This is a genomic window from Borreliella chilensis, from assembly GCA_000808095.1.
GTDB classification, from domain to species: domain Bacteria; phylum Spirochaetota; class Spirochaetia; order Borreliales; family Borreliaceae; genus Borreliella; species Borreliella chilensis.
In genome coordinates, this window is the sequence record CP009911.1 from 1 (window position 1) to 20921 (window position 20921).

The 20921-nt window shown below is 27.1% G+C and carries 19 protein-coding genes; 9 read left to right on the forward strand and 10 right to left on the reverse strand.

The features are described 5' to 3' along the window. Positions 1-432 precede the first annotated feature (432 nt). A complete protein-coding gene (locus OY14_04235; protein AJA90687.1) occupies positions 433-2013 on the forward strand; it encodes an ABC transporter substrate-binding protein in 1581 nt (526 codons plus the stop codon). 269 nt (positions 2014-2282) lie between these two features. Here the strand turns inward: OY14_04235 and OY14_04240 are convergent, their stop codons facing one another. After that, a complete protein-coding gene (locus OY14_04240) occupies positions 2283-3506 on the reverse strand; it encodes an inosine-5-monophosphate dehydrogenase (protein AJA90662.1) in 1224 nt (407 codons plus the stop codon). Positions 3507-3530: 24 nt separating this feature from the next. Beyond that, entirely contained in the window at positions 3531-5066 is a 1536-nt protein-coding gene (gene guaA, locus OY14_04245) for a GMP synthase (protein AJA90663.1), read from the reverse strand. A 255-nt stretch (positions 5067-5321) separates the two neighbouring features. On the opposite strand from guaA, the gene OY14_04250 reads away from it, so the two are divergent. Further along, complete coding sequence (locus OY14_04250; protein AJA90664.1) at positions 5322-5957, forward strand: cell surface protein; 636 nt, start codon at positions 5322-5324, stop codon at positions 5955-5957. Positions 5958-6171: 214 nt separating this feature from the next. On the opposite strand, the gene OY14_04255 is transcribed toward OY14_04250, so the two are convergent. The 4 genes from OY14_04255 to OY14_04270 form a co-directional block, all read right to left on the reverse strand. Then, positions 6172-7527, reverse strand: a complete 1356-nt coding sequence (locus OY14_04255; protein ID AJA90665.1) for a guanine permease — start codon at positions 7525-7527, stop codon at positions 6172-6174. Between the two features lie 107 nt (positions 7528-7634). Further along, complete coding sequence (locus tag OY14_04260; protein ID AJA90666.1) at positions 7635-8990, reverse strand: guanine permease; 1356 nt, start codon at positions 8988-8990, stop codon at positions 7635-7637. Positions 8991-9060: 70 nt separating this feature from the next. Continuing rightward, entirely contained in the window at positions 9061-9567 is a 507-nt protein-coding gene (locus OY14_04265; GenBank protein ID AJA90667.1) for a hypothetical protein, read from the reverse strand. Beyond that, complete coding sequence (locus OY14_04270) at positions 9542-10054, reverse strand: hypothetical protein (protein ID AJA90668.1); 513 nt, start codon at positions 10052-10054, stop codon at positions 9542-9544. Before OY14_04270 ends, OY14_04265 begins: the two co-directional genes overlap by 26 nt. Before the next feature lie 46 nt (positions 10055-10100). On the opposite strand from OY14_04270, the gene OY14_04275 reads away from it, so the two are divergent. Continuing rightward, positions 10101-10796 (forward strand): hypothetical protein, encoded by a 696-nt coding sequence (locus OY14_04275; GenBank protein ID AJA90669.1) that lies wholly within the window; start codon positions 10101-10103, stop codon positions 10794-10796. Positions 10797-10805: 9 nt separating this feature from the next. On the opposite strand, the gene OY14_04280 is transcribed toward OY14_04275, so the two are convergent. After that, positions 10806-11357, reverse strand: a complete 552-nt coding sequence (locus OY14_04280) for a hypothetical protein (protein ID AJA90670.1) — start codon at positions 11355-11357, stop codon at positions 10806-10808. A gap of 96 nt (positions 11358-11453) precedes the next feature. Here OY14_04280 and OY14_04285 point away from each other — a divergent pair, with 96 nt between their 5' ends. The 3 genes from OY14_04285 (at position 11454) to OY14_04295 (ending at position 15432) form a co-directional block, all read left to right on the forward strand. Further along, positions 11454-12698, forward strand: a complete 1245-nt coding sequence (locus OY14_04285) for an ankyrin (GenBank protein AJA90671.1) — start codon at positions 11454-11456, stop codon at positions 12696-12698. A 758-nt stretch (positions 12699-13456) separates the two neighbouring features. Then, on the forward strand, positions 13457-15064 hold the full coding sequence (locus tag OY14_04290) for a PTS glucose transporter subunit IIB (GenBank protein AJA90688.1): 1608 nt from the start codon (positions 13457-13459) through the stop codon (positions 15062-15064). An 86-nt stretch (positions 15065-15150) separates the two neighbouring features. Further along, positions 15151-15432, forward strand: coding sequence for an acylphosphatase (locus tag OY14_04295; protein AJA90672.1), 282 nt, complete (start codon positions 15151-15153; stop codon positions 15430-15432). Here OY14_04295 and OY14_04300 read toward each other — a convergent pair. The 3 genes from OY14_04300 to OY14_04310 form a co-directional block, all read right to left on the reverse strand. Next, positions 15416-15862 carry a hypothetical protein gene (locus OY14_04300; GenBank protein ID AJA90673.1) on the reverse strand — a complete coding sequence of 149 codons (447 nt, stop codon included), beginning with the start codon at positions 15860-15862 and terminating at the stop codon, positions 15416-15418. The two genes, OY14_04295 and OY14_04300, sit on opposite strands and share 17 nt — an antisense overlap. 85 nt (positions 15863-15947) lie before the next feature. Beyond that, positions 15948-17297: a Telomere resolvase ResT gene (locus tag OY14_04305; protein ID AJA90674.1), complete on the reverse strand. Its 1350-nt coding sequence runs from the start codon at positions 17295-17297 to the stop codon at positions 15948-15950. Positions 17298-17578: 281 nt separating this feature from the next. Further along, entirely contained in the window at positions 17579-18901 is a 1323-nt protein-coding gene (locus tag OY14_04310; GenBank protein ID AJA90675.1) for a PTS system chitobiose-specific transporter subunit IIC, read from the reverse strand. 218 nt (positions 18902-19119) lie between these two features. On the opposite strand from OY14_04310, the gene OY14_04315 reads away from it, so the two are divergent. The 3 genes from OY14_04315 to OY14_04325 are packed head-to-tail and all read left to right on the forward strand — an operon-like array spanning position 19120 to position 20902. After that, complete coding sequence (locus OY14_04315; GenBank protein AJA90676.1) at positions 19120-19467, forward strand: PTS system chitobiose-specific transporter subunit IIA; 348 nt, start codon at positions 19120-19122, stop codon at positions 19465-19467. 8 nt (positions 19468-19475) lie between these two features. Next, complete coding sequence (locus OY14_04320; GenBank protein AJA90677.1) at positions 19476-19793, forward strand: cytochrome C biogenesis protein CcmE; 318 nt, start codon at positions 19476-19478, stop codon at positions 19791-19793. Between the two features lie 11 nt (positions 19794-19804). Further along, the gene (locus OY14_04325) at positions 19805-20902 is read left to right on the forward strand and encodes a cell surface protein (protein AJA90678.1); all 1098 of its coding nucleotides are present in this window, start codon (positions 19805-19807) and stop codon (positions 20900-20902) included. Positions 20903-20921 lie beyond the last annotated feature (19 nt).

A 20921-nucleotide genomic window follows, 5' to 3' on the forward strand; every position in this document is an offset into this window, starting at 1 on the left:
ATATTAGAAATTTAAAAATTATTTGCCCATCTATAAATACTGTTTGGAGAGGAAATAATGAAAAATTATAATCTTTTTAAGATAAGATCAATTGTTTTGTTTATTTTAATGGTTTTTAGCTTTCATAAAAATGTCAGTTTTTATGGTTTATTGTATCATTTCCAAAAAAAGAGAAGGGATCAATGTAAAATACGAATTTTGATTTAATAAAATTTACATTAAAATAATTTGATTATGTTCCTTATACAAAGATTGAAAAGCAAAATACAATATACATTTCTTTTTAAAGAATAAATTGCAAGTGTTTTATGATAAGAGTATTTTAAGTGTTGTTAAGAATGTCAACGTGAAATTATATTTCATATATAATATAAATGTGGAAAAAATTTAAATTTATAAAGACCTATAAGGATGCTTGGTATGAAAATCTTGATAAAAATGTTAAAAACTGTAATTATTTTAAATTTACTATTATTTTTTTCTTGTATTAAAGAAAATGATAGGCATAAATTAGTGTTTAAGCTAAATATCGGTAGTGAACCTGCTACTTTAGATGCTCAATTGATAAACGATACTGTTGGATCAAAGATTGTAAGTCAAATGTTTCTTGGCATTTTAAATGGAGATCCCAGAACTGGGGGATACATGCCGGGACTTGCTAAAAGTTGGGATATCTCTGATGAAGGAACAGTGTATACGTTTCATTTAAGAGATAATCTTGTTTGGAGCGATGGAGTTGCGATTACTGCTGAAGGAATAAGAAAATCTTATCTTAGAATTTTAGACAAAGAAACCGGGTCATCTCTTGTTAGCATTATTAAATCTGCTATAAAAAATGCAGAAGAGTATTTTGATGGCAAAGTAAATGAGTCTGACCTTGGAATCAAAGCGCTTGATGAGAAAACTTTAGAAATGACACTAACATTTCCAAAGCCATATTTTCTTGATATGTTGGTGCATCAAACATTTATACCTTTACCAGTGCATATTATTGAAAAGCATGGACAAAGTTGGACAAACCCTGAGAATATGGTTGTTAGTGGACCTTTTAAATTAAAATCTAGAGTTTTAAATGAAAAGGTTGTTCTTGAAAAGAACAATAAATATTATAAATCTAAAGATGTTGTTCTTGATAGTGTAGTATTTTTTACTACAGATAATAGCATTACAGCTTATAATATGTATTTAAATGATGAACTAGATGCAATTTTTAACAATGTTCCACCAGATTTGCTTAAGGAGCTTAAACTTAGGGATGATTATTATTCAATAGGGACTAATTCAAACTATTTTTATTCTTTAAATACCAAGGTAAAGCCGCTTGATGATGTTAAGGTTAGAAAGGCTTTATCTCTTGCTATTGATAGAAAAACTTTAACAGAGAGTGTTCTTAATGATAGTTCTATTCCCACAAGAAGAGCAACTCCAGATTATATTGATTACTCTTATAAAAGTAATTTAACCTTATTTGATGCTGGAATGGCTAAAAAGCTTTTGTTAGAGGCAGGATATCCTAATGGTAGAAATTTTCCTTTATTAAAAGTAAAATATAATGTAAATGATATGCATAGAAAAATTGCCGAATTTATTCAAAATCAGTGGAAGAAAAATTTAAGTATTGATGTTCAGCTTGAAAATGAAGAATGGTCAACATATATAAATAGCAGGGTAAATGGTAATTATGAAATAATAAGGGCAGGTTGGTCAGGAGATTATGCTGATCCTATGACATTTTTAAGTATTTTTAAAACGGAAAACGCATCTTTTTCATCTTATGGATATTCAAATTCTGAATATGATAGACTTTTAATGAAATCAGATCTTGAAAGAAATATTTTTAAAAGACAAGAAATTTTAAAAAAAGCAGAGTCAATAATAATCGATAGAGATTTTCCAGTTATATTTATTAATATAAATTCTTCTGGCTATCTTTTTAGAAACGATAAGTGGAAAGGCTGGGAGCCAAATATTTCAGAAAGATTTGATTTATCTGAAATAAAACCAATTAAATAATTTTGAAATTAGCAGGTATTTTTATAAAAATACCTGCTATATTAGTAGCTCATTTTTTATTAATTTGATTATTTTGGAGTTACTATTCCTTAATAGAGTAAACGCTGAATACATTAATGCTAGAAAAAGCATTGCAAAAACAGATGACATTATTATGTTTTTCATTATTCCTCTCCTATCAATTAAGGGTTTTATTTCTTCAATGCTAACGCAAAATTTCAATATTTTAAAGAGGGTTGTTATTTAATTTGATAAATATCTTTTTATCTTTATTTTATGTTAAAAACATCATGAGGATGGGATTCTTTTAATGAAGAATGGCTTATTTTTACGAACTTAGAATTTGCTTTTAAATCAGATATTGTAAGTGTTCCTAAATAACCCATTCCAGCCATTAGACCACCTTTTAATTGAGTCAAAATATCTTTTAATTTTCCAGAATACGGTACCATACCTTCAATTCCCTCAGGAACCAATTTTCTGGGTTCGTTGTTTTCAAGTTGGAAATATCTTGATTTAGAACCTCTTTTCATAGCAGAAATAGAACCCATTCCGACATAAGATTTAAATTTTTTTCCATTGTGAATTATTTCTTCTGAAGGAGATTCTTTTGCGCCTGCAAAGAGATTGCCTATCATTACACTGTCAGCTCCTGCTGCGATGGCCTTAACAATATCTCCTGAAAACCTTATTCCACCATCTGCTATAATGCAAATGTTTGTGTTTTTGCAAACTTCATAAACATCGCATATTGCTGTTATTTGAGGAACACCAACTCCTGCAACAATTCTTGTTGTGCATATACTACCTGGACCTATTCCTACTTTTAAACAGTCTGCCCCCGCATTGATTAAATCTAATGCGGCTTCTTTGGTTACTATATTGCCAGCAATAAGGTTTAAATTTGGGTACTTGTTTTTAATTGTTTTGACAAGTTCTATTACTCTTGTGGAATGCCCATGGGCAGAATCTATGACAAGTAGATCTACTTGTGCTTTTACCAGTTCTTCAACTCGTTCCATAGTATCTATCTCAATAGAAACAGCAGCGCCTACTCTTAGTCTACTGTTGGAATCTTTACATGCATTAGGAAAATCTTCTTTATGTTCTACATTTTTGCTAGTTACTGGTTCTTCTATATATTGATTTGTTACGAATGCTTTGGCTGTTTGTTCGTTTGCATCCTTATTAGTGTTGGTAGGTTTTGGAATTTTCTGAATTTGATATGTTTTTACTTTTTCTATTTCTTTTTTTTGATTCTCTATTGACATGTTTTTATGTACAATTCCTATTCCCCCTTCTTTAGCAATAGCTATTGCCATTTGGCTTTCTGTAACTGTATCCATAGCAGAACTTAAAAAGGGGATATTTAAGGATATATTTTTTGTCAATTGTGTTTTTAAATTAACCTCACTAGGCAATATAGATGATTTTCTTGGGATTAAAGACACATCATCAAAAGTTAGTGCTTCTTTTATTATTTTGTTTGTCATAAAGTTTCCTTTTTATTCTTTTTGCTATTCCCATTCTATTGTTGATGGAGGCTTAGAAGATACATCGTAACAAACTCTATTTATGCCCCTAACTTCATTGATTATTCTTGAAGAAACTTTTTTTAAAAAATTATAAGGAAGCTCAGTCCATTCTGCAGTCATGAAATCTTGAGTATTTACACATCGAATAACAGCGGTATATTCATATGTCCTTTTGTCTCCCATTACGCCTACGGATTTTACAGGCAGCAGAACAACAAATGCTTGTCTTATTTCATAATATAAATCATTTATGAAAAGTTCTTCTATCAGAATATTGTCTGCTTCTTGTAAGATATGTATTTTCTTTTGTGTCACCTCTCCAATTATTCTTATTGCTAGTCCTGGGCCTGGAAATGGGTGTTTGTAAAGATCTTCCTTTTTAATGCCCAGCTTTATTCCAATTTGAATTATTTCATCTTTAAAAAATTCATTTAAAGGCTCTAAAAGTTTTAAACTCATATTATCTGGAAGTCCTCCCACATTGTGATGAGATTTAATTTTTGAAGATGTATTATTTTTTGATTTAGATTCAATTACGTCAGAATAAATTGTTCCTTGAGCTAAATATTCTATATTTTTATCTTCTAGAGTAATTTTTTCGAAAACATTTACGAATTCTTTTCCTATTATTTTTCTCTTTTTCTCAGGATCGCTTATAGTTTGTAAATGGTTCAAGAATTTTTCAGAAGCATCAATGTATTTTAGATTTAAATCATATTGATGCTTTAAATCTAGTATTTTTTTTTCTTCATTTTTACGTAACAATCCCGTATTTACAAAAACACAGATTAAATTGTTTTTTATTGCTTTTTTTATAAGCAATGCGCAAACTAAAGAATCTGTACCGCCAGAAAGTCCTAAAACAACCTTTTTGTTACCGACTTTAAGTTTAATTTTTTCTACAATAGTTTCTATATTACTCTCTAATGACCAATTAGTTTGAGCTTGGCAAATTTTAAAAACAAAATTTTTAAGTATTTGATCTCCGAATTCAGAATGAGTTACTTCTGGGTGAAATTGTAGACCATATATTTTTTGAGTTTCATTTGAGATAGAAGCAATGCAATTTTGTGTACAAGCTACTTGCTTGAAATTGTTGGGTATTTTTTCAATGCTATCTCCATGACTCATAATAATTTGAAATTTGTTTGGAAGTTCTGAAAATAAAGGGGATTTTTCGTCTTTTAAAAAGATTTCAGAGCTTCCATATTCTTGCGTGCTGTTTTTAGATACTAGACCACCAAATAACTTAGCAATTATTTGCATTCCATAACAGATTCCCAAAACAGGTATTTTTAAATTAAAAATTTCCATATTCAAGGTAGGAGCATCTTTTGAATAAACAGAAGCAGGTCCTCCGCTTAGTATTATTCCCATAATATTCATATTTTTTATTTCTTTTAAAGGTGTGTAATAAGGCATTACTTTTGTGTAAACGCCAATTTCCCTAATTCTTCTTGCGATTAGCTGGCTATATTGAGATCCGAAATCTAATATAAGCATTACATTAGCACTCATCATACAAGTCCTTAAAATAAATCAAAAGTCAACTCATTAAAATATAATTGGATTAATTATAGCATATCTTTTTTATTTCTGTCAAGCTTGAGTTCAAAAAAGTTATTCAATTGTGATAAAATAAATAATTTTCAGTAAATTGAAAATTATTTATTTTATAAAAGTCTGATAGCTTGAAAAATTATTTAATTTTCAATAAAAATTGAAAAAACAAAATTGTTGAACTAATAATTCATAAAAAGGAGGCACAATTTAATGAAGAAGAATACATTAAGTGCAATATTAATGACTTTATTTTTATTTATATCTTGTAATAATTCAGGTAAAGAAGGAAATTCTGCATCTGCTAACTCTGATGATGAGGTTATGAAAGGGCCTAATCTTACAGAAATAAGTAAAAAAATTACAGATTCTAATGCATTTGTACTGGCTGTGAAAGAAGTTGAAACCTTGATTTCCTCTATAGAGGAACTTGCCGAATCTATTGGTAAAAAAATACAAAATCAGGCAGATTTAGGTGCTGAAGCAAATCATAATGGATCATTATTGGCAGGAGCTTATACAATATCAAAATCAATAACAAAGAAATTAGGTGATTTGAAAGGCTCAGAAGAATTAAAAGAAAAAGTTGCTGAAGCTAAAAAGTGCTCTGAAGATTTTACTAAAAAACTAAAAGATAATCATGCAGATCTTGGGAAAGAAGGTGCTACTGATGAGGATGCAAAAAAAGCTATTTTAAAAACAAATAATGATAAAACCAAGGGTGCTGAAGAACTTGAAAAATTAATTACATCAGTAGAAAGTTTGGCAAAAGCAGCTCAAGGTGTCTTAACCAATTCAGTTAAAGAACTTACAAGTCCTGTTATGGTAGCAACCCCAGAAAAACCTTAATTAAGATCAATATTATAAGATTAATTTATTTTAAAAAAGTAACTGGAAAAATAAAGTCAATAAATAAGGTCAAGAATTTTTTCTTGGCTTTTATTTTTTATGATAATGAAGTTATTGATCTAGAATATTTTGACGATAAAAACTTTTTTTAATGCATATCATTCATCTCATTGAAGTTACAAATTTTAAATTTTTTTTATAAATAGTAAATTAGTTAATAACCGTAAACAAATTTAATAACAAATATTAGACATAGTAGTACCATTACTGGGGAGATTTTATTTTTTTTATTTCCTAGTAAATTAAGTATTATGTTTATTAAAACATAAAATATTATTCCAATACTTATTCCCGAAGAAATATTGTATGTCAAGGGAATTAAAAAGAGTATTAAAAAACTAGGGATATTTTCTCTTATATTAGAGAAATCAATTTTTATTATTTCTCTACACATTGAAAATCCTACATATATTAATGCTGCAGCAGTTGCACTGGCAGGAACAGCAATAAATAATGGTGAAAGAAAAACCGCAATAAAGAACATTATTCCTGTTACTATTGTTGTTAGGCCTGTTTTGCCCCCTTCTTCTATTCCTGTACAACTTTCAATATATGCTGTTACAGTTGAAACCCCCATTATTGCTCCAACAGTAGTAGAAATGGCATCAATTAAAAATATTTTACCAACATTGGGAATTTTCCCGTTTTTGTCCAACATGTTACCTTTTGCTGCTACCGCTATTAAAGTGCCTAAAGTGTCAAATAAATCGTTAAACAATAATACCAATACAATGGTAACAAAAGTCCAAAAATGCTTGCTTAATGCGTAAGAAAAGTCTAACTGATTAAATATTGGTCCAATAGATTCAAATCTTAAAATTCCGTCTGGAAAGCGTATTCCTGTGATATTTGCACTTTCTGGATTAAAAATTGCGTATGTCCAAGCTATGGCAGTGATTGAGCAAATAGCCCAAAGTATACTTCCCCTTACCTTTAATTGTTCAAAAATTACAATAAAAAATAATCCTAAAAATGTAAATAAAACTTTCAAATCAATAAATGATCCGATTCCAACCAATGTAGCATCATTTTTAATAATAATTCCTCCATTGACAAAGCCAATAAAAGCAATAAACAGTCCTATTCCAACCGATATAGAGTATTTTAAATTTACTGGTATGGAATTAGCGATACTTTCTCGTGCTCTTGATAGAGACAGTATAATAAAAATAAGCCCTTCAGTAAAAACAGCGGCCAATGCAACTTGCCAAGGAATATTCATTCCAATTACTACAGAAAATGCAAAAAACGCATTAAGGCCCATACCCGGTGCTAATGAAATAGGGGTATTAGTATACAGTCCCATTAATATACTAGAAAATGCTGATGTTAGACAAGTTGCAGTAACTAATGCACCAATTGGCATGCCTGTACTAGACAATATTGCTGGATTAACAGCTATAATGTATGCCATACTTAAAAAAGTGGTAACACCTGCGATAATTTCTTTTTTATAATCGATGGTGTTGTTTTTAAATTGAAATAATAATGTTTCTTTGGATTGGTTCATAGTAAATTCCTCCTCAAGTTTTATTTTATATCAAAAATAATATCAACGCTATTAATTAGACTTAATCTATTTGTAAAATATTGTGTAAATTAAATTTTTTAGAAACATTAATATCCATAAATAAATTTAATGATAAAAATTAAGCACAATATTATCATTATAGGGGAAATTTTAATTTTTTCTTTGCTAAAAAGATTAAATGATAAATTTACCAAAACATAAAATACTGCTCCAACGAAAAATCCCGAAGAAATGCTATAAGTTAGAGGAATTAAAAAAAATACCAAAAAGCTAGAAATATTTTCTCTTATATTGGAAAAATCAATTTTTATTATTTCTCTACACATTGAAAATCCCACATATATTAAAGCAGCAGCAGTTGCACTAGCAGGAACGGCAATAAACAGAGGTGCAAAAAAAACTGCAAATAAAAATAATACTCCAGTTACAATTGAAGTAAAACCTGTTTTACCACCTTCTTCTATTCCTGTAAAACTTTCAATATAAGTAGTAATAGTAGAAACTCCCATTATTGCTCCAAAAGTAGTAGCAATACCGTCAACTAGTAATATTTTCTTTGCATTAGGAATTTTTCCATTTTTGTCCAACATGCCGCCTTTTGTTGTAACGCTTATTAGAATACCTATAGTATCAAATAAATCATTTAATAAGAGAATAAAAACTACTGATATAAAAGTCCAAAAATGCTCACTCACAACATAAGAAAAATCTAATTGATTAAATATTGGCCTAATAGATTCGAATTTTATAATTCCATTTGGAAGGTTTATGCCAATAGTTTTAGCATTTTCTAAATTAAATATTGCGTATATCCAAGCAGTAAGAGTAACTATGCTAATTGCCCAAAGAATGCTTCCTTTTACTCTTAGTTGTTCAAAAATTGCAATAAAGAATAATCCTAAAAATGTAAATAAAACTTTTAAGTTTATAAATGACCCAATGCCAACCAATGTAGCATCATTTTTAATGATGATTCCACCATTGACAAAGCCAATAAAAGCAATAAACAGTCCTATTCCAACCGAGATAGAGTATTTTAAATTTACTGGTATGGAATTTATAATTTGTTCTCTGATTCTTAAAAATGATAGAAGAATAAATATTAATCCTTCAATAAAAACAGCTGCTAATGCAACTTGCCAAGGAATATTCATCCCAATTACCAAAGAAAATGCAAAAAATGCGTTTAAACTCATTCCAGAAGCTAAGGCTAGAGGTGTATTAGTATAAACTCCCATTAATATAGTAGAGAATGATGCTGTTAGACAAGTTGCAGTAACTAATGCGCCAATTGGCATACCTGTGTTAGATAGTATTGCTGGATTAACAGCTATAATGTACGACATACTTAAAAAAGTAGTAATGCCTGCGATAATTTCTTTTTTATAATCGATAGTGTTGTTTTTAAATTGAAATAATAAACCTTTAATATATTCTCCCATAAAACTTTCCTTTTAATTGTAGAACAATATGCTCAATAATATTAAATAAGCCTTTAATTTTTTTAAAGGCTTATTTAATATTATTGAGCATATTGTTCTGAAAAAAAATATTTTCACTATCAGGCAAGTTTGAAAATACAATAGTTTTAATAACTTTTTCAGAACTATTTGTAATAACAAATTTTCTAGCTTTAATAAGTTTTAAATAAGCTTTCAAAGAAATATCCTTTCCAACACTAAAAAAGGTTTGAAGATATTTACTATTAACTAACTTGTAACGATTAAATAGAAATAAGGCAATTATATCATTCCCAACCTTTAAGAACAAGGGTTCTTTATATCTTAAATCCCAATTACTAGAAATAGTGAAATAATGTCTTAAAGAAATTTTATTATCCTTTTGAATTAATTTAATATATTTGGAATCTTTTTTTAATTCGGAAATACCGTCAAAAGAGATTGTAGAACAAGACAGTGTTAAAAGTGTTAGATAGGAAAATAATAAATATTTTTTAAAAATTTTTAAGATAGTCAATAATATATAAATTTTTTTATAAAATTTTGTTTTTAAATGCATATTCTAAAGTATTTTTTGTGCTCTTGAAATTAACATCAATGAATCTTGAATCATATTCTAAGGTATCCTTAGTCCAAACTTGAAAAGAATCATCATTAAATAAAAAGACTAGTTTTTTATAAGGAGTTAAAGCCTTTGACATAAGAGTGAAATTGTTTTTATCAAGGTTAATGTATAAGAATTTAAAATTTCCAATGCTAACTACTTTAGAAATGGCAATACTTCCAATATATTTATTGTCTTGAATTAATTTCAAAGAACCTTTAGTAAAATTCAAATTTGAATCTAACATAACATTTAAAAAAACAGTAAATCTATTACTAGATTTGTCTTTTTTAATATAAATTTGGCTATCTGGATAAAAATAAAGAAAGTAATCTGCTCTTTCAATTTTTTCAAAATTTTTATCTAAATCCTCAGCAACATTTAAAATCTTGCAAGAGACACAAATAAAAACTATTAAAATCAAAGAAAAACTATATCTCATAATTAACTTATATTATACAATACAAAAAGGAGAGTATTTATATTAAATGAATGAAAACAACTTTAGTTCTTATATTGAAAATTCTAGAGTCTATTCGGATTATATAATATTAAAATACAAAGTGTTGCTTATTCCTGTTCCTATAATAAAAATCGCTATGGGAGAAGACCTTAAAATTTTTGAAATAAGTTTTCAAGATAAATATAAAGATTTTTCAGGATATATCCAGTTAAATGAAAAATCTATATACATAAATGAGAACATGAGCCTTGAAAATAAAAGATTTACAATAGCAAAACATTTGGGGCATTATTTGATGCACCAAGATCAAATTAAAAATTTATCTAAAAATGGTAACTATTATAATGATATTCAAGATAGTAAAATGGTAACAGAAGCCAATATATTTGCAGCAAGCATTTTAGTACCAACAACCACATTAAAACTAAAATTACCCCAATATAAATCTAAAGAATCCCCTCAAAAAACAATAGCAAAAGAATTTCAAGTAACTGAAAATTTAATTTATTTAAAATTAAGCATACTTAATGATCTTAGTAAATTAGGCAAAATAAAAAAGAGTAAAAAAATTTTAAAAATTAAAAATCCAGAAAATAAAATAAAATCTAACATTTATCTCCACAATACAGATAAAATAAAAGAATCAATAGCTATTGATTTGGAAAAATATGAACTTGAAAAAAAAGAACGAATAAAAAAAATATTTGAAGATTTAGAGTAAAAAAAATTTTTAAGTTAAAAAATTTTTAAGTATATATTCCATTTTTGCATTAGCTAAAATTAAATAATTTTTACTCTTAATAAGAACATCTAAATGGTTTTTTGCAATTACAACCCAATACTTATTATCTATGAATTTTTTAGCAGTTGGAAAATTGATTTTCAATGAAAAATTTCTTACAATTTTTTGTTTTTCAAGATAAGATAAAACTTCTTCCTTAAAAGATGCACCTTGGGTTAAGCTATAGGCAATTAGTATTCTATATAATTTTTTATTATAAATAAAAAGATTTTTAATAAGATTAATCTTACTATTAAAAGTAGGTTCGTCAATTGAAACATAAACGCTATTTTGAGTATCATTAAAACTTTCAAACTCAGATGAACGATATAAATGTTCATAGTCTTTTATTTTAAAATTTGAAATCTTCAAATCAGGATAATTCATCAAAGACTTTAAAACAGTCAAATCAATCTTATCTTTTTCTGGTATTTTAACCAAAGAGATCGTTGAACAACTGTAAAACAGTAAAAAGTAAACAGGAACTAAAAACTTCTTCATTTAATGCCTTAATTGTATGACTTTAATAAAGTAAAGTAAATAAAAATATATAAATATTTTGATATAATGTAAAAATAAACTTTAAAAGGATGTAAAATGAGTTACTATATACTAAGCAAAATATTTTTATATTCTGGGTACCTTATTATTGGATTTCTATCTTTTACAATTTTTAATAAAAACTTACGAAATAAAATTAAAGGTAAATTAAAAAATTTATACTTTTTGTATTACTTAACTTTTTTTGCTCTTTTTATAATTAGTTCCAATTTATCTTATCACTTCAACGAAAAGCAGTTATTGGAAAATTTCAATACTTTTGAAAAAGAATTTTTTGAAATACATAAAATAAATGAACAATTTTTACAAAAATATCTATTAAATTTTCCAATGCCAATAAGAATGGAATTGATGTCAAAATTTAATCCAATATATACAGTGTTTAACGCTAGTTTTGAAAAATACGCTAAAAACATTGGCAAAAATTCTTATGAAATTCAAACAAATTATAAAAATTATGTCAAAGCAACAAATTCAGAAATTAAAAAAAAATTAGAACAAATAAAAGAAAATATTACTCCTGTTTACAATAAATATAAATTGCCTGTTCTAAATGGTGAAAATACAGCAATAGGTGTTGATAATAATGGTAACATTATTCCTGTTATAAAAAATACAAACGGGCAAATCATAGAATTGTTGTTTTACGATCAAAATTACAATTTAATCCCCTTTAAAGAATTTGAAAGCTACAAAGTTAGATTTGATTTAATCCCAGAAAATAAAAATATACACTTCAAAGAACTAATAAGCGTTTACTATCTTGATGCAAACAATGCTATCATTCCCATAGAATATTATAAAAATAATATAGACACCAACCCTTATTACATAGACCTACAAGAGAATAAAGACAATTTTCTCAAGACAATCAAAATTAAAAAAGAGTATGGTTTATACATTGAGAAAAAAAAACAACTACAAAATTTGACTAAAAATGACAAACTTAATGATTTTAAAGAATTTTTAGAAACAAATAAGAATATTTTTTCATTAAATACAATATTTTCTGATGGCAATCCAATATTTACTTATGCCATAAATGTAAAAGCAAAAAATATCCTGAATTATTTAATAACAAAAGAATTTAATGTCAATTTACCAAATCAAGATTCTCAAACAGCTCTTCATAACGCCATAATACAAAGATATGAATTAGAATTTATTAAATCGCTTATCAAAAAAGGTGTTAATCCAAATATTAGAGATAGTAATAATAAACTGGCTATAGATTATTCCGATAAAACTAGTGAAATCCACAAATATTTATTCAGTAATTAGCATAAATTAGTTAATTACTGACAATGTACAATAAAACAAAAGCCTATTTAAAACTAATTTAACAATAGGCAACATTCTAAAACCAAATTGGACCCATTCAATAAACTTTAAATTTGATTTAAAACTAAATAAAAAGGAATTGGTCTATTATAGCTTAAAATAAGCTATAATTTTTAAAAAAATTGAATAAGTATTTGTAACTATAATTATTTTTAATTGAAACAATTGAAATGCTAATGGAACTTACAACCAATACCTTCATAATAATTAAATTGACAGCAAATTTTTTAACACTTTTTAGAAATACAAAATTTTACCAACAATAAACAATCTAAAGAATAATTAGTATAAATGCATATGAACTCATGATTTAAAATTTAATGACAACTTCTGAAAACTTTTATAAAACATTTGCTTACTTTAATCAATTCTATTGAGAATGATTAAAAGATCTTTGGTCTCAATTAAAATTAATATATATTTTATATATCATTTTAACAAAAACTTCTTAATAGAAAAAGAAAATGAATTAAGAATTATGGTTTTGGGTTGTTTCAGGTAATTAAATATAGAAATTATAAAATTATTAAAAAATTTTATAAACAGCAATTTAATATATCATTATTAATTCAATACTGATATTTACAAGATTGAAAAATCTTGTTAAGATATTTAAAGTATTATTATAATTAATTATTTTAATTAATTTGGATATAATTAATAAAAAGGGGAAAATTATGTCAACATCATCCGCATCTATATCTATATTTACAATATTACAAAAAATAGGAAAAGCCTTTATGCTCCCTATAGCACTTCTGCCAGCAGCTGGGATTTTATTGGGAATAGGAGGAGCATTTACTAACGAAACAATGATTCAGGCATATGGATTAGAAGGAGTACTTGGAAAAGGTACTGTGTCTAACTCAATACTTTATCTTATGAAATATACAGGAGAAGTAATTTTTGCTAATTTGCCTTTAATGTTTGCAGCAGCAATTCCAATTGGTCTTGCCAAAGTAGAAAAAGGAACAGCTGCTTTAGCGGGAGTAGTAGGCTTTTTGGTTATGCATCAAACTATAAATGGAATTTTGTATATACAAGGAATAACACCTGAAAGTGCAAGCTTAAAAGCATTATTGGAATTAGGAATGCCTGAAGCAGCTGCAACTGCAAAAAGTCAGGAATATACAAATGTACTTGGAATATTCTCTCTTCAAATGAGCGTAATGGGAGGAATGGTAGCAGGATTTGTTGCTGTCTTTCTTCACAACAGATTCCATAATATTCAATTACCTACATTTTTAGCATTTTTTGGAGGTTCAAGATTTGTGCCAATCATAACTACAATGGCAATGTTTGTAGTAGGAATATTTTTAACATTTGTTTGGCCTTTTATCCAAGGTGCAATGAATTCATTTGGAACAATTGTAGAACAATCTGGACTTTTTGGAACATTTGCATATGGAGCCATAAAAAGATCTTTAATTCCGTTTGGACTTCACCACATATTTTATATGCCATTTTGGCAAACAACTGTTGGTGGTACAATGGAAATAAACGGAGAACTCATATCAGGAGCACAAAATATATTTTTCAAACAGCTTGCAGATCCTAATACTGTACACTTTGAAGTTGCAAGAGGAACAAGATTCTTTAGCGGAGAATTTGTTGTTATGATTTTCGGATTACCTGGAGCCGCACTTGCTATGTACCATACATCTAAACCTGAAAATAAAAAAAATGTAGCTTCATTATTACTATCTGCTAGTTTTACATCAATGTTAACAGGAATTACAGAGCCTCTTGAATTTGCATTCCTTTTTGCAGCACCAGCACTTTATTATTTTATATATGTTCCTCTTTTTGGATTAGCATACCTTTTGACACACCTTTTAAACGTAGGAGTCGGACTAACATTCTCTGGAGGATTTATAGATATGTTTCTATTTGGAATACTTCAGGGAAATAGTAAAACAAATTGGATAGCAATTCCTATTTTAGGAATCTTCTACTTTATTGGATTTTACTTTATATTTAAATTTGCAATCATGAAATTTAATCTCAAAACAATAGGTAGAGAAGATGAAGAAATGGCAAAAGATAAAATAAGTTCAGAAAAAACAAATTTATCACAAACTGCTTCAAAAGTATTAGAGGGTCTTGGGGGAAAAGATAATATTACATATCTTGACGCATGTGCATCAAGACTAAGAATTAATCTAAAACAAATAGAATCAATCAAATCAGATGCTTATTTTAAAAATCTGGGTGCTAGTGGAATATTAAAAAAAGGAAATAGTGTCCAAATTATATTTGGAGGATTGTCCGATAACATAAAAATGGAAATCGACAAACTCATGTAAAATATTTAAAATATAAAAACAGCTAATCCAATAGAAAAAATTTAAAACATTTTCTATTGGATAGATTTTATAGAAAGAAGGTAAAAATGTTCAAACAACAATATTTTATTTCTGGCAAAGTACAAGGTGTTGGTTTTAGATTTTTCACAGAGCAAATAGCAAATAATATGGAACTAAAAGGGTTTGTAAAGAATCTAAACGATGGAAGGGTAGAAATTGTAGTTTTTTTTAACACTGAAGAACAAATGAAAAAATTTGAAAAATTATTAAAAGATGGAAATAGGTATTCAAGCATTGAAAATATTGAAAAAAAAACTTTAGATGAAAAATATCCTTTTCAATTTGATAATTTTAAAATTTATTATTAGAACTTATTTCCCGTTTTACCAACACCTTAACTTTTTTAGCCTTTAATTTAACATTACCCACACCAGAATTTTGATTCTTAGAGCAAGAAATAGTAGTTCTAAAAAAATGCTCAACTTTAAATTTCAAAAATTCTAAAGATTTTCTGTCTCTACAAAAGATATTTAAATTGCCATCAGAAAATTTAATATCAAGACCACAATTACAACATGTTTTTAAAAATCTACATGAAATAAAACTACCATTTAAACCATGCCTATTAAAAAGAATAAAATATTTTTTACCTCTTTTGGAATCTTTAAAATAAACTTTAAGCCAATCTCCTGCTGGCTTAACTGAAACTAACTTATCATAAAGATACGAAATGTAAATAGTTCTATTGTCATTAGATTTTAAAATTTTTTTAAAGAAATAATGAAGACCTATTTTCATATTAATTATATAATATCTTATTAATAAAATATTTTCTAATATTTTATTAATGTACTAATAATAATTAAAATTTAAAAAGCCAAAACTACAGTTTATAATTAAAAATTATTGATAAGTATTCTGTAAGCTTTATATAGTTATAATTGTATCCGTATGCAGCTTTAAAAGCTTTGCGAATTTTAACATTTAATCCTCTAACCATTGCTAAAGTTTCCAAATTATCCTTCAACATTAAATCTTTAATTGTAATTAATGTTTTAATGTAATTATCATCAAGAACACGATGTTCTCTTATCAAACTCTCTAAACGATCCATTGTAAGAGTAGAATAAGTGGCCTTACGTCTAACATACGTATAAATTCTTTGATTAAGCAATGCTAATAAATTATTATCTGCCTTATCATCTAAATTATCCAAAACATACCTATTGTAATGAAAAGCTGTTGTTATATCGTTTGGTTCGTGGCCTAAAACTTTTGTTATCCAATAATTCATTTCCATGTTTTTGGGCGCAAATGCAAGATAAGAAAATTTACAATAAATAGCTCTGCAAAAATAGACAGATTCTTCAGGAGCAAAAATATTATTAAAAATTTGACGAAACAATCTATTATAACTATATGCAAGATTTGAAGAAATTATCTCCTTAGTAAGATTCTCGGTTTGCTCCATATAACGTATTTCTTTTATGGAATTGATTATTAATTCAGGATCTGCAAAAACTGGAAAAACAACTTCATTAACAATATTATTTTCTCGCTTTTTTGCAATAAACTCCATACGAATATGATTTTTACCTGCAATATAAAATTTAGAAAGCTTCATTACTTCAACAGGCCTACGTCCTATTGCCATTAAAACTCCATAAAATTTTAATCTAATATCTCGATTTTGATTCAATAAAAGCTTAATTATCTCAATATAGGTATTTAAATTAATTTTAACAAATATCTGTTCTTTTCTGTAACTATTTATTTTTTCAATTTTATACTTATGTGCATAATCGTTTAACCATTTTGGAGTCACAAACAAATCTATAAAATATTGAAAATAGGGTTTTTCATTATTAAATTGATTTAAAAATATTAATTCTTCTATTTTCTTTTGGTCTTTAATTCCTATATTTTTTAATTCTTTTATTTTTTTTGATTTCCAAAAAAATAAAAAAGTATTATCTCTTTTAATCTTTTCAATTACTGAAAGATTAATATATTCTTTAATTATTTTACGGGTCTTTGAAAGATTTAATATTATTGAACGATTTGTAAATTTATCTTTTCTAAAAAGAATAGCCTTGTGACTCTCTGCAAGAATTTTTATTTTTGATTTCAACTTTAAATATGAAAGCTCATTAATTAAATATTTATTATATAAAATTTCTAACTCTTTTCTAAATATTTCAAAATCATTTTTTATCTTCACTTTTGGAGGCATATTAATTCAATTATACCAAGTTTAAAATTTTTAGCTAAGTAAAAAGCTTATGATTTGCTAAAAATATACTTATATTGGAGCAATTTATTTAATATTGCAATTAATAAACCAATAAAAAGATATTTCATTGACAGTAGCAAATCTCTTCATTGATTTTAAATCAATGCCAATAAAATTGAAATTTTAAATAAACTTTTTTTATTTTCTAAAGCAAAGCCATTTATATTTAGATCTCTAATATTGTTATTACAAACTTTGCAATAACAATTAAACACAATTCATTATTCTTTTTCCTGCAAAAGCAAAACTTTATCATATGCTTTTATAAAGGGTAAATACATAAATACCGAAATAACCAATAACAACAAAACTAGAACAAAAGCTTTAATATCAAGCCCTGTAGAAAAAAATGCTGCTATAGGAGCGGGAGTTGTCCATGGGGTCAATGTTCTGACTTTTTCAATAATTCCAAAATTAGTAAGAGTATATGCGACAATTATATTAAACATAGGAATAAGCAAAAAAGGAATTCCCAATATAGGATTTAAAACTATTGGTGCACCAAAAATAATAGGTTCATTAATATTGAAAATACCAGGAGCAAATGAAAGTCTTCCTATAGCTTTTAGATGTTGGGATTTACTAAGCATCATAGCAATAACAAGACCTAAAGTTGAACCACTACCACCAATATATACAAACGAATCAAGAAATCCCCCCGCTAAAATATGAGGAAGTGGAAGATTGTCTGAAAGAGCTCTAATATTAGAATCAAGATTTGTTAAAATTATGGGATTAAGCAAAGCAATAATAACATTAGTACCATGAAGACCACAAAACCATAAGATATGAACAACAAAAGAAATCATTAAAGTCCCAAGTAAAGTATCACTAATTTGCAAAACAGGTCTAAACATGTTCATAATTATTTCGGGAAAAAGGCTTCCTAACGAACTTTGAATAGCAATATTAACACTTTGAGCAACAACTGAAAGCACAATAACAGGAACTAAAGCTTCAAAAGATTTTAAAACAGCAGGCGGAACAGACTCTGGAAGCCTAATCGCCATATTTCTTTGAACTAAAAATTTATAAACTTCAACAGAAAAAATAGCCGAAATAATCGCTGTAAAAACTCCTTGAGCGCTAAAATATCTTGCATCAATTACAGGAAACCATGCATTAGGCTGAATTCCCCATTTAACAGCCTCTCCACCGTAAGGTATCCAATCTGATTGTCCAGCTAAAATTAAAAACGTATAAAGAGATAAAAATCCCCCTGTAATCCCACTAAGCTTATAATGATTGGATAAGTTATAACCAATACCAAAAACAACAAATATGGACATAATACCCATACTTACATAAAATGGCTGAACAAGGTTTCCCTTATACTTAGCCATTAAATCAACATACCACTGTTGATATAACAATGTTTGAGAATCTGTAAGGGGCAAATTAACTAAAAGTAAAATAAAAGAACCCACTATCAAAAAGGGCATAGAAAAAGTAAAACCATCTCTTAAAGCAATTAAATATCTATTTGAACCAATTTTACTAGCAATAGGAACTAAAGTAGTTTCAATAAAATCTTGAAAATTCATGAAAACCATCCTCCAATAAAAACTAATTAAAAGTTATAATTAACAATTCATAATATTAATTATAATATATTTCAATCAATAATATGATGTTAAATCCTTATATTTTATATTTATAATAAAATTATTCATTTTAAATATAAAATATAATATAATGTATTATACGATATATTAAACAATATTAATTATTGAGTAATATATAAAAGGAGAATATTTTAAACATGAATAAAAAAATATACAGCATGGAAGAATTAATCGACAAAATAAGCATGCCTGTTGTAGCTTACTCCGGTGAAGCTAAAAGCTTTTTAAGAGAAGCTTTGGAATATGCTAAAAACAAAGACTACGAAAAAGCAGAACTTGCCATAAAAGATTGCAAAAACTCTATTTCAAAGGCTCATGAAGCACATAGAGAAATAATACATCAATCAGCCACTAATCCGAATTCTGTTAAAACGCCTTTTATTTTAATCCATGCTGAAGATCATTTAATGTCTGCAATTTCTGAATTAAGTATTTTTGAAGAATTAATAAATGTTTACAAAATAATAAATGAAATAAAAAAATAGGAGGAAATATGAACATACTACTTGTATGTGGGGCTGGAATGTCCACAAGTATGCTGGTACAAAGAATTGAAAAATATGCCAAAGCAAACAATATAAATGCAAAAATTGAAGCTATTGCTGAGACACGACTTGACGAAGTGATTGATCGTTTTGATGTTGTTTTACTCGCTCCACAGTCAAGATTTAATAAAAAGAGACTTGAAGAAATCACAAAGCCAAAAGGAATTCCAATCGAATTAATCAACACAATCGATTATGGAACAATGAATGGAGAAAAAGTATTAAAACTTGCAATTAATGCACTTAAAAACAAAAGTTCTTTTTGAAGAAGGTTAAAATGAAAGAAATTGGAATATCCATATACCCCAATGTAAGCCCTAAAAATAAAATTATCGAATACCTTGAGAAAAGTGCCCATTTTGGATTTACTCAAGTATTTACCTCTTTGCTCTATATTAACGGAAATGAATTTGACATGTTCAAAGAATTACTCAAAATTGCTAATAAGAATGGAATTAAGCCTATTATTGATGTAAGTCCTAAAATTTTCAAAGAATTAGGAATCGACCTTTCAGATCTTAGAAATTGTTCAAAGCTGGATTATTTTAAAAAACTTGGTGCTTGGGCAATTAGATTAGACAATACATTCACAGGCATTGAAGAATCATTAATGACTTTTAATGATTTAAACCTTAAGATTCAGCTTAATATAAGTAGCATAAATAAACATATCAACACAATAATGTATTTTAAGCCTAATATAAAAAATTTGCTTGGATGTCATAATTTTTATCCTCACAAATATACAGGACTTTCAAGAATTTTCTTTAAAGAAACAACAAAAATATTTAAACATTATTCAATCCCAACAGCTGCATTTATTAGTTCTAATAACGCCGAAGAATGCGCACGAGGAAGAGAAAAAGAAGGAGTTCCTACACTAGAATCACACAGATTTAAAGACATAGAAACACAAACAAAAGATCTTTTCAAAGAAGGAATAGACACTGTTTTGATTTCCAATTGTTTCCCAAGTGAAAAAGAGCTAGAAAAAGTTTCAAAAGTAAACAGAAATGTTTTAGAACTCAAAGCAGACTTAAATCCAAAAACAACTTCAGTAGAAAAAGAAATAATCCTTGAAAATTTACATTTTAACAGAGGAGATATTAATTCCTACAGAATTAGATCAACTATGCCAAGAGTATATTATAATAATAAAAAATTCCCTATACATTCCCCAAATGAAATCAAAAAAGGAGACATCTTAATAGACTCTTCAGGATATTTAGGTTATGCAGGAGAACTCCAAATAGCACTAAAGGATACCCCAAATAATGGCTTTATAAACGTAGTTGGAAGAATTGTTAATGACGAAATATATCTGCTCGAAAAAATTGAAGCTTGGGAAAAATTTAAAATAATAGAAAACAAATAAATACTCTAATAAAAAGTTT

Excerpts from the sequence above, each read along its gene's own strand:
- OY14_04240 (AJA90662.1), bottom strand. The coding sequence starts at position 3,506 with ATGACAAACAAAATAATAAAAGAAGCACTAACTTTTGATGATGTGTCT.
- guaA (AJA90663.1), bottom strand. The coding sequence starts at position 5,066 with ATGAGTGCTAATGTAATGCTTATATTAGATTTCGGATCTCAATATAGC.
- OY14_04250 (AJA90664.1), top strand. The coding sequence starts at position 5,322 with ATGAAGAAGAATACATTAAGTGCAATATTAATGACTTTATTTTTATTT.
- OY14_04255 (AJA90665.1), bottom strand. The coding sequence starts at position 7,527 with ATGAACCAATCCAAAGAAACATTATTATTTCAATTTAAAAACAACACC.
- OY14_04260 (AJA90666.1), bottom strand. The coding sequence starts at position 8,990 with ATGGGAGAATATATTAAAGGTTTATTATTTCAATTTAAAAACAACACT.
- OY14_04265 (AJA90667.1), bottom strand. The coding sequence starts at position 9,567 with ATGCATTTAAAAACAAAATTTTATAAAAAAATTTATATATTATTGACT.
- OY14_04270 (AJA90668.1), bottom strand. The coding sequence starts at position 10,054 with ATGAGATATAGTTTTTCTTTGATTTTAATAGTTTTTATTTGTGTCTCT.
- OY14_04275 (AJA90669.1), top strand. The coding sequence starts at position 10,101 with ATGAATGAAAACAACTTTAGTTCTTATATTGAAAATTCTAGAGTCTAT.
- OY14_04280 (AJA90670.1), bottom strand. The coding sequence starts at position 11,357 with ATGAAGAAGTTTTTAGTTCCTGTTTACTTTTTACTGTTTTACAGTTGT.
- OY14_04285 (AJA90671.1), top strand. The coding sequence starts at position 11,454 with ATGAGTTACTATATACTAAGCAAAATATTTTTATATTCTGGGTACCTT.
- OY14_04295 (AJA90672.1), top strand. The coding sequence starts at position 15,151 with ATGTTCAAACAACAATATTTTATTTCTGGCAAAGTACAAGGTGTTGGT.
- OY14_04300 (AJA90673.1), bottom strand. The coding sequence starts at position 15,862 with ATGAAAATAGGTCTTCATTATTTCTTTAAAAAAATTTTAAAATCTAAT.
- OY14_04305 (AJA90674.1), bottom strand. The coding sequence starts at position 17,297 with ATGCCTCCAAAAGTGAAGATAAAAAATGATTTTGAAATATTTAGAAAA.
- OY14_04310 (AJA90675.1), bottom strand. The coding sequence starts at position 18,901 with ATGAATTTTCAAGATTTTATTGAAACTACTTTAGTTCCTATTGCTAGT.
- OY14_04315 (AJA90676.1), top strand. The coding sequence starts at position 19,120 with ATGAATAAAAAAATATACAGCATGGAAGAATTAATCGACAAAATAAGC.
- OY14_04320 (AJA90677.1), top strand. The coding sequence starts at position 19,476 with ATGAACATACTACTTGTATGTGGGGCTGGAATGTCCACAAGTATGCTG.
- OY14_04325 (AJA90678.1), top strand. The coding sequence starts at position 19,805 with ATGAAAGAAATTGGAATATCCATATACCCCAATGTAAGCCCTAAAAAT.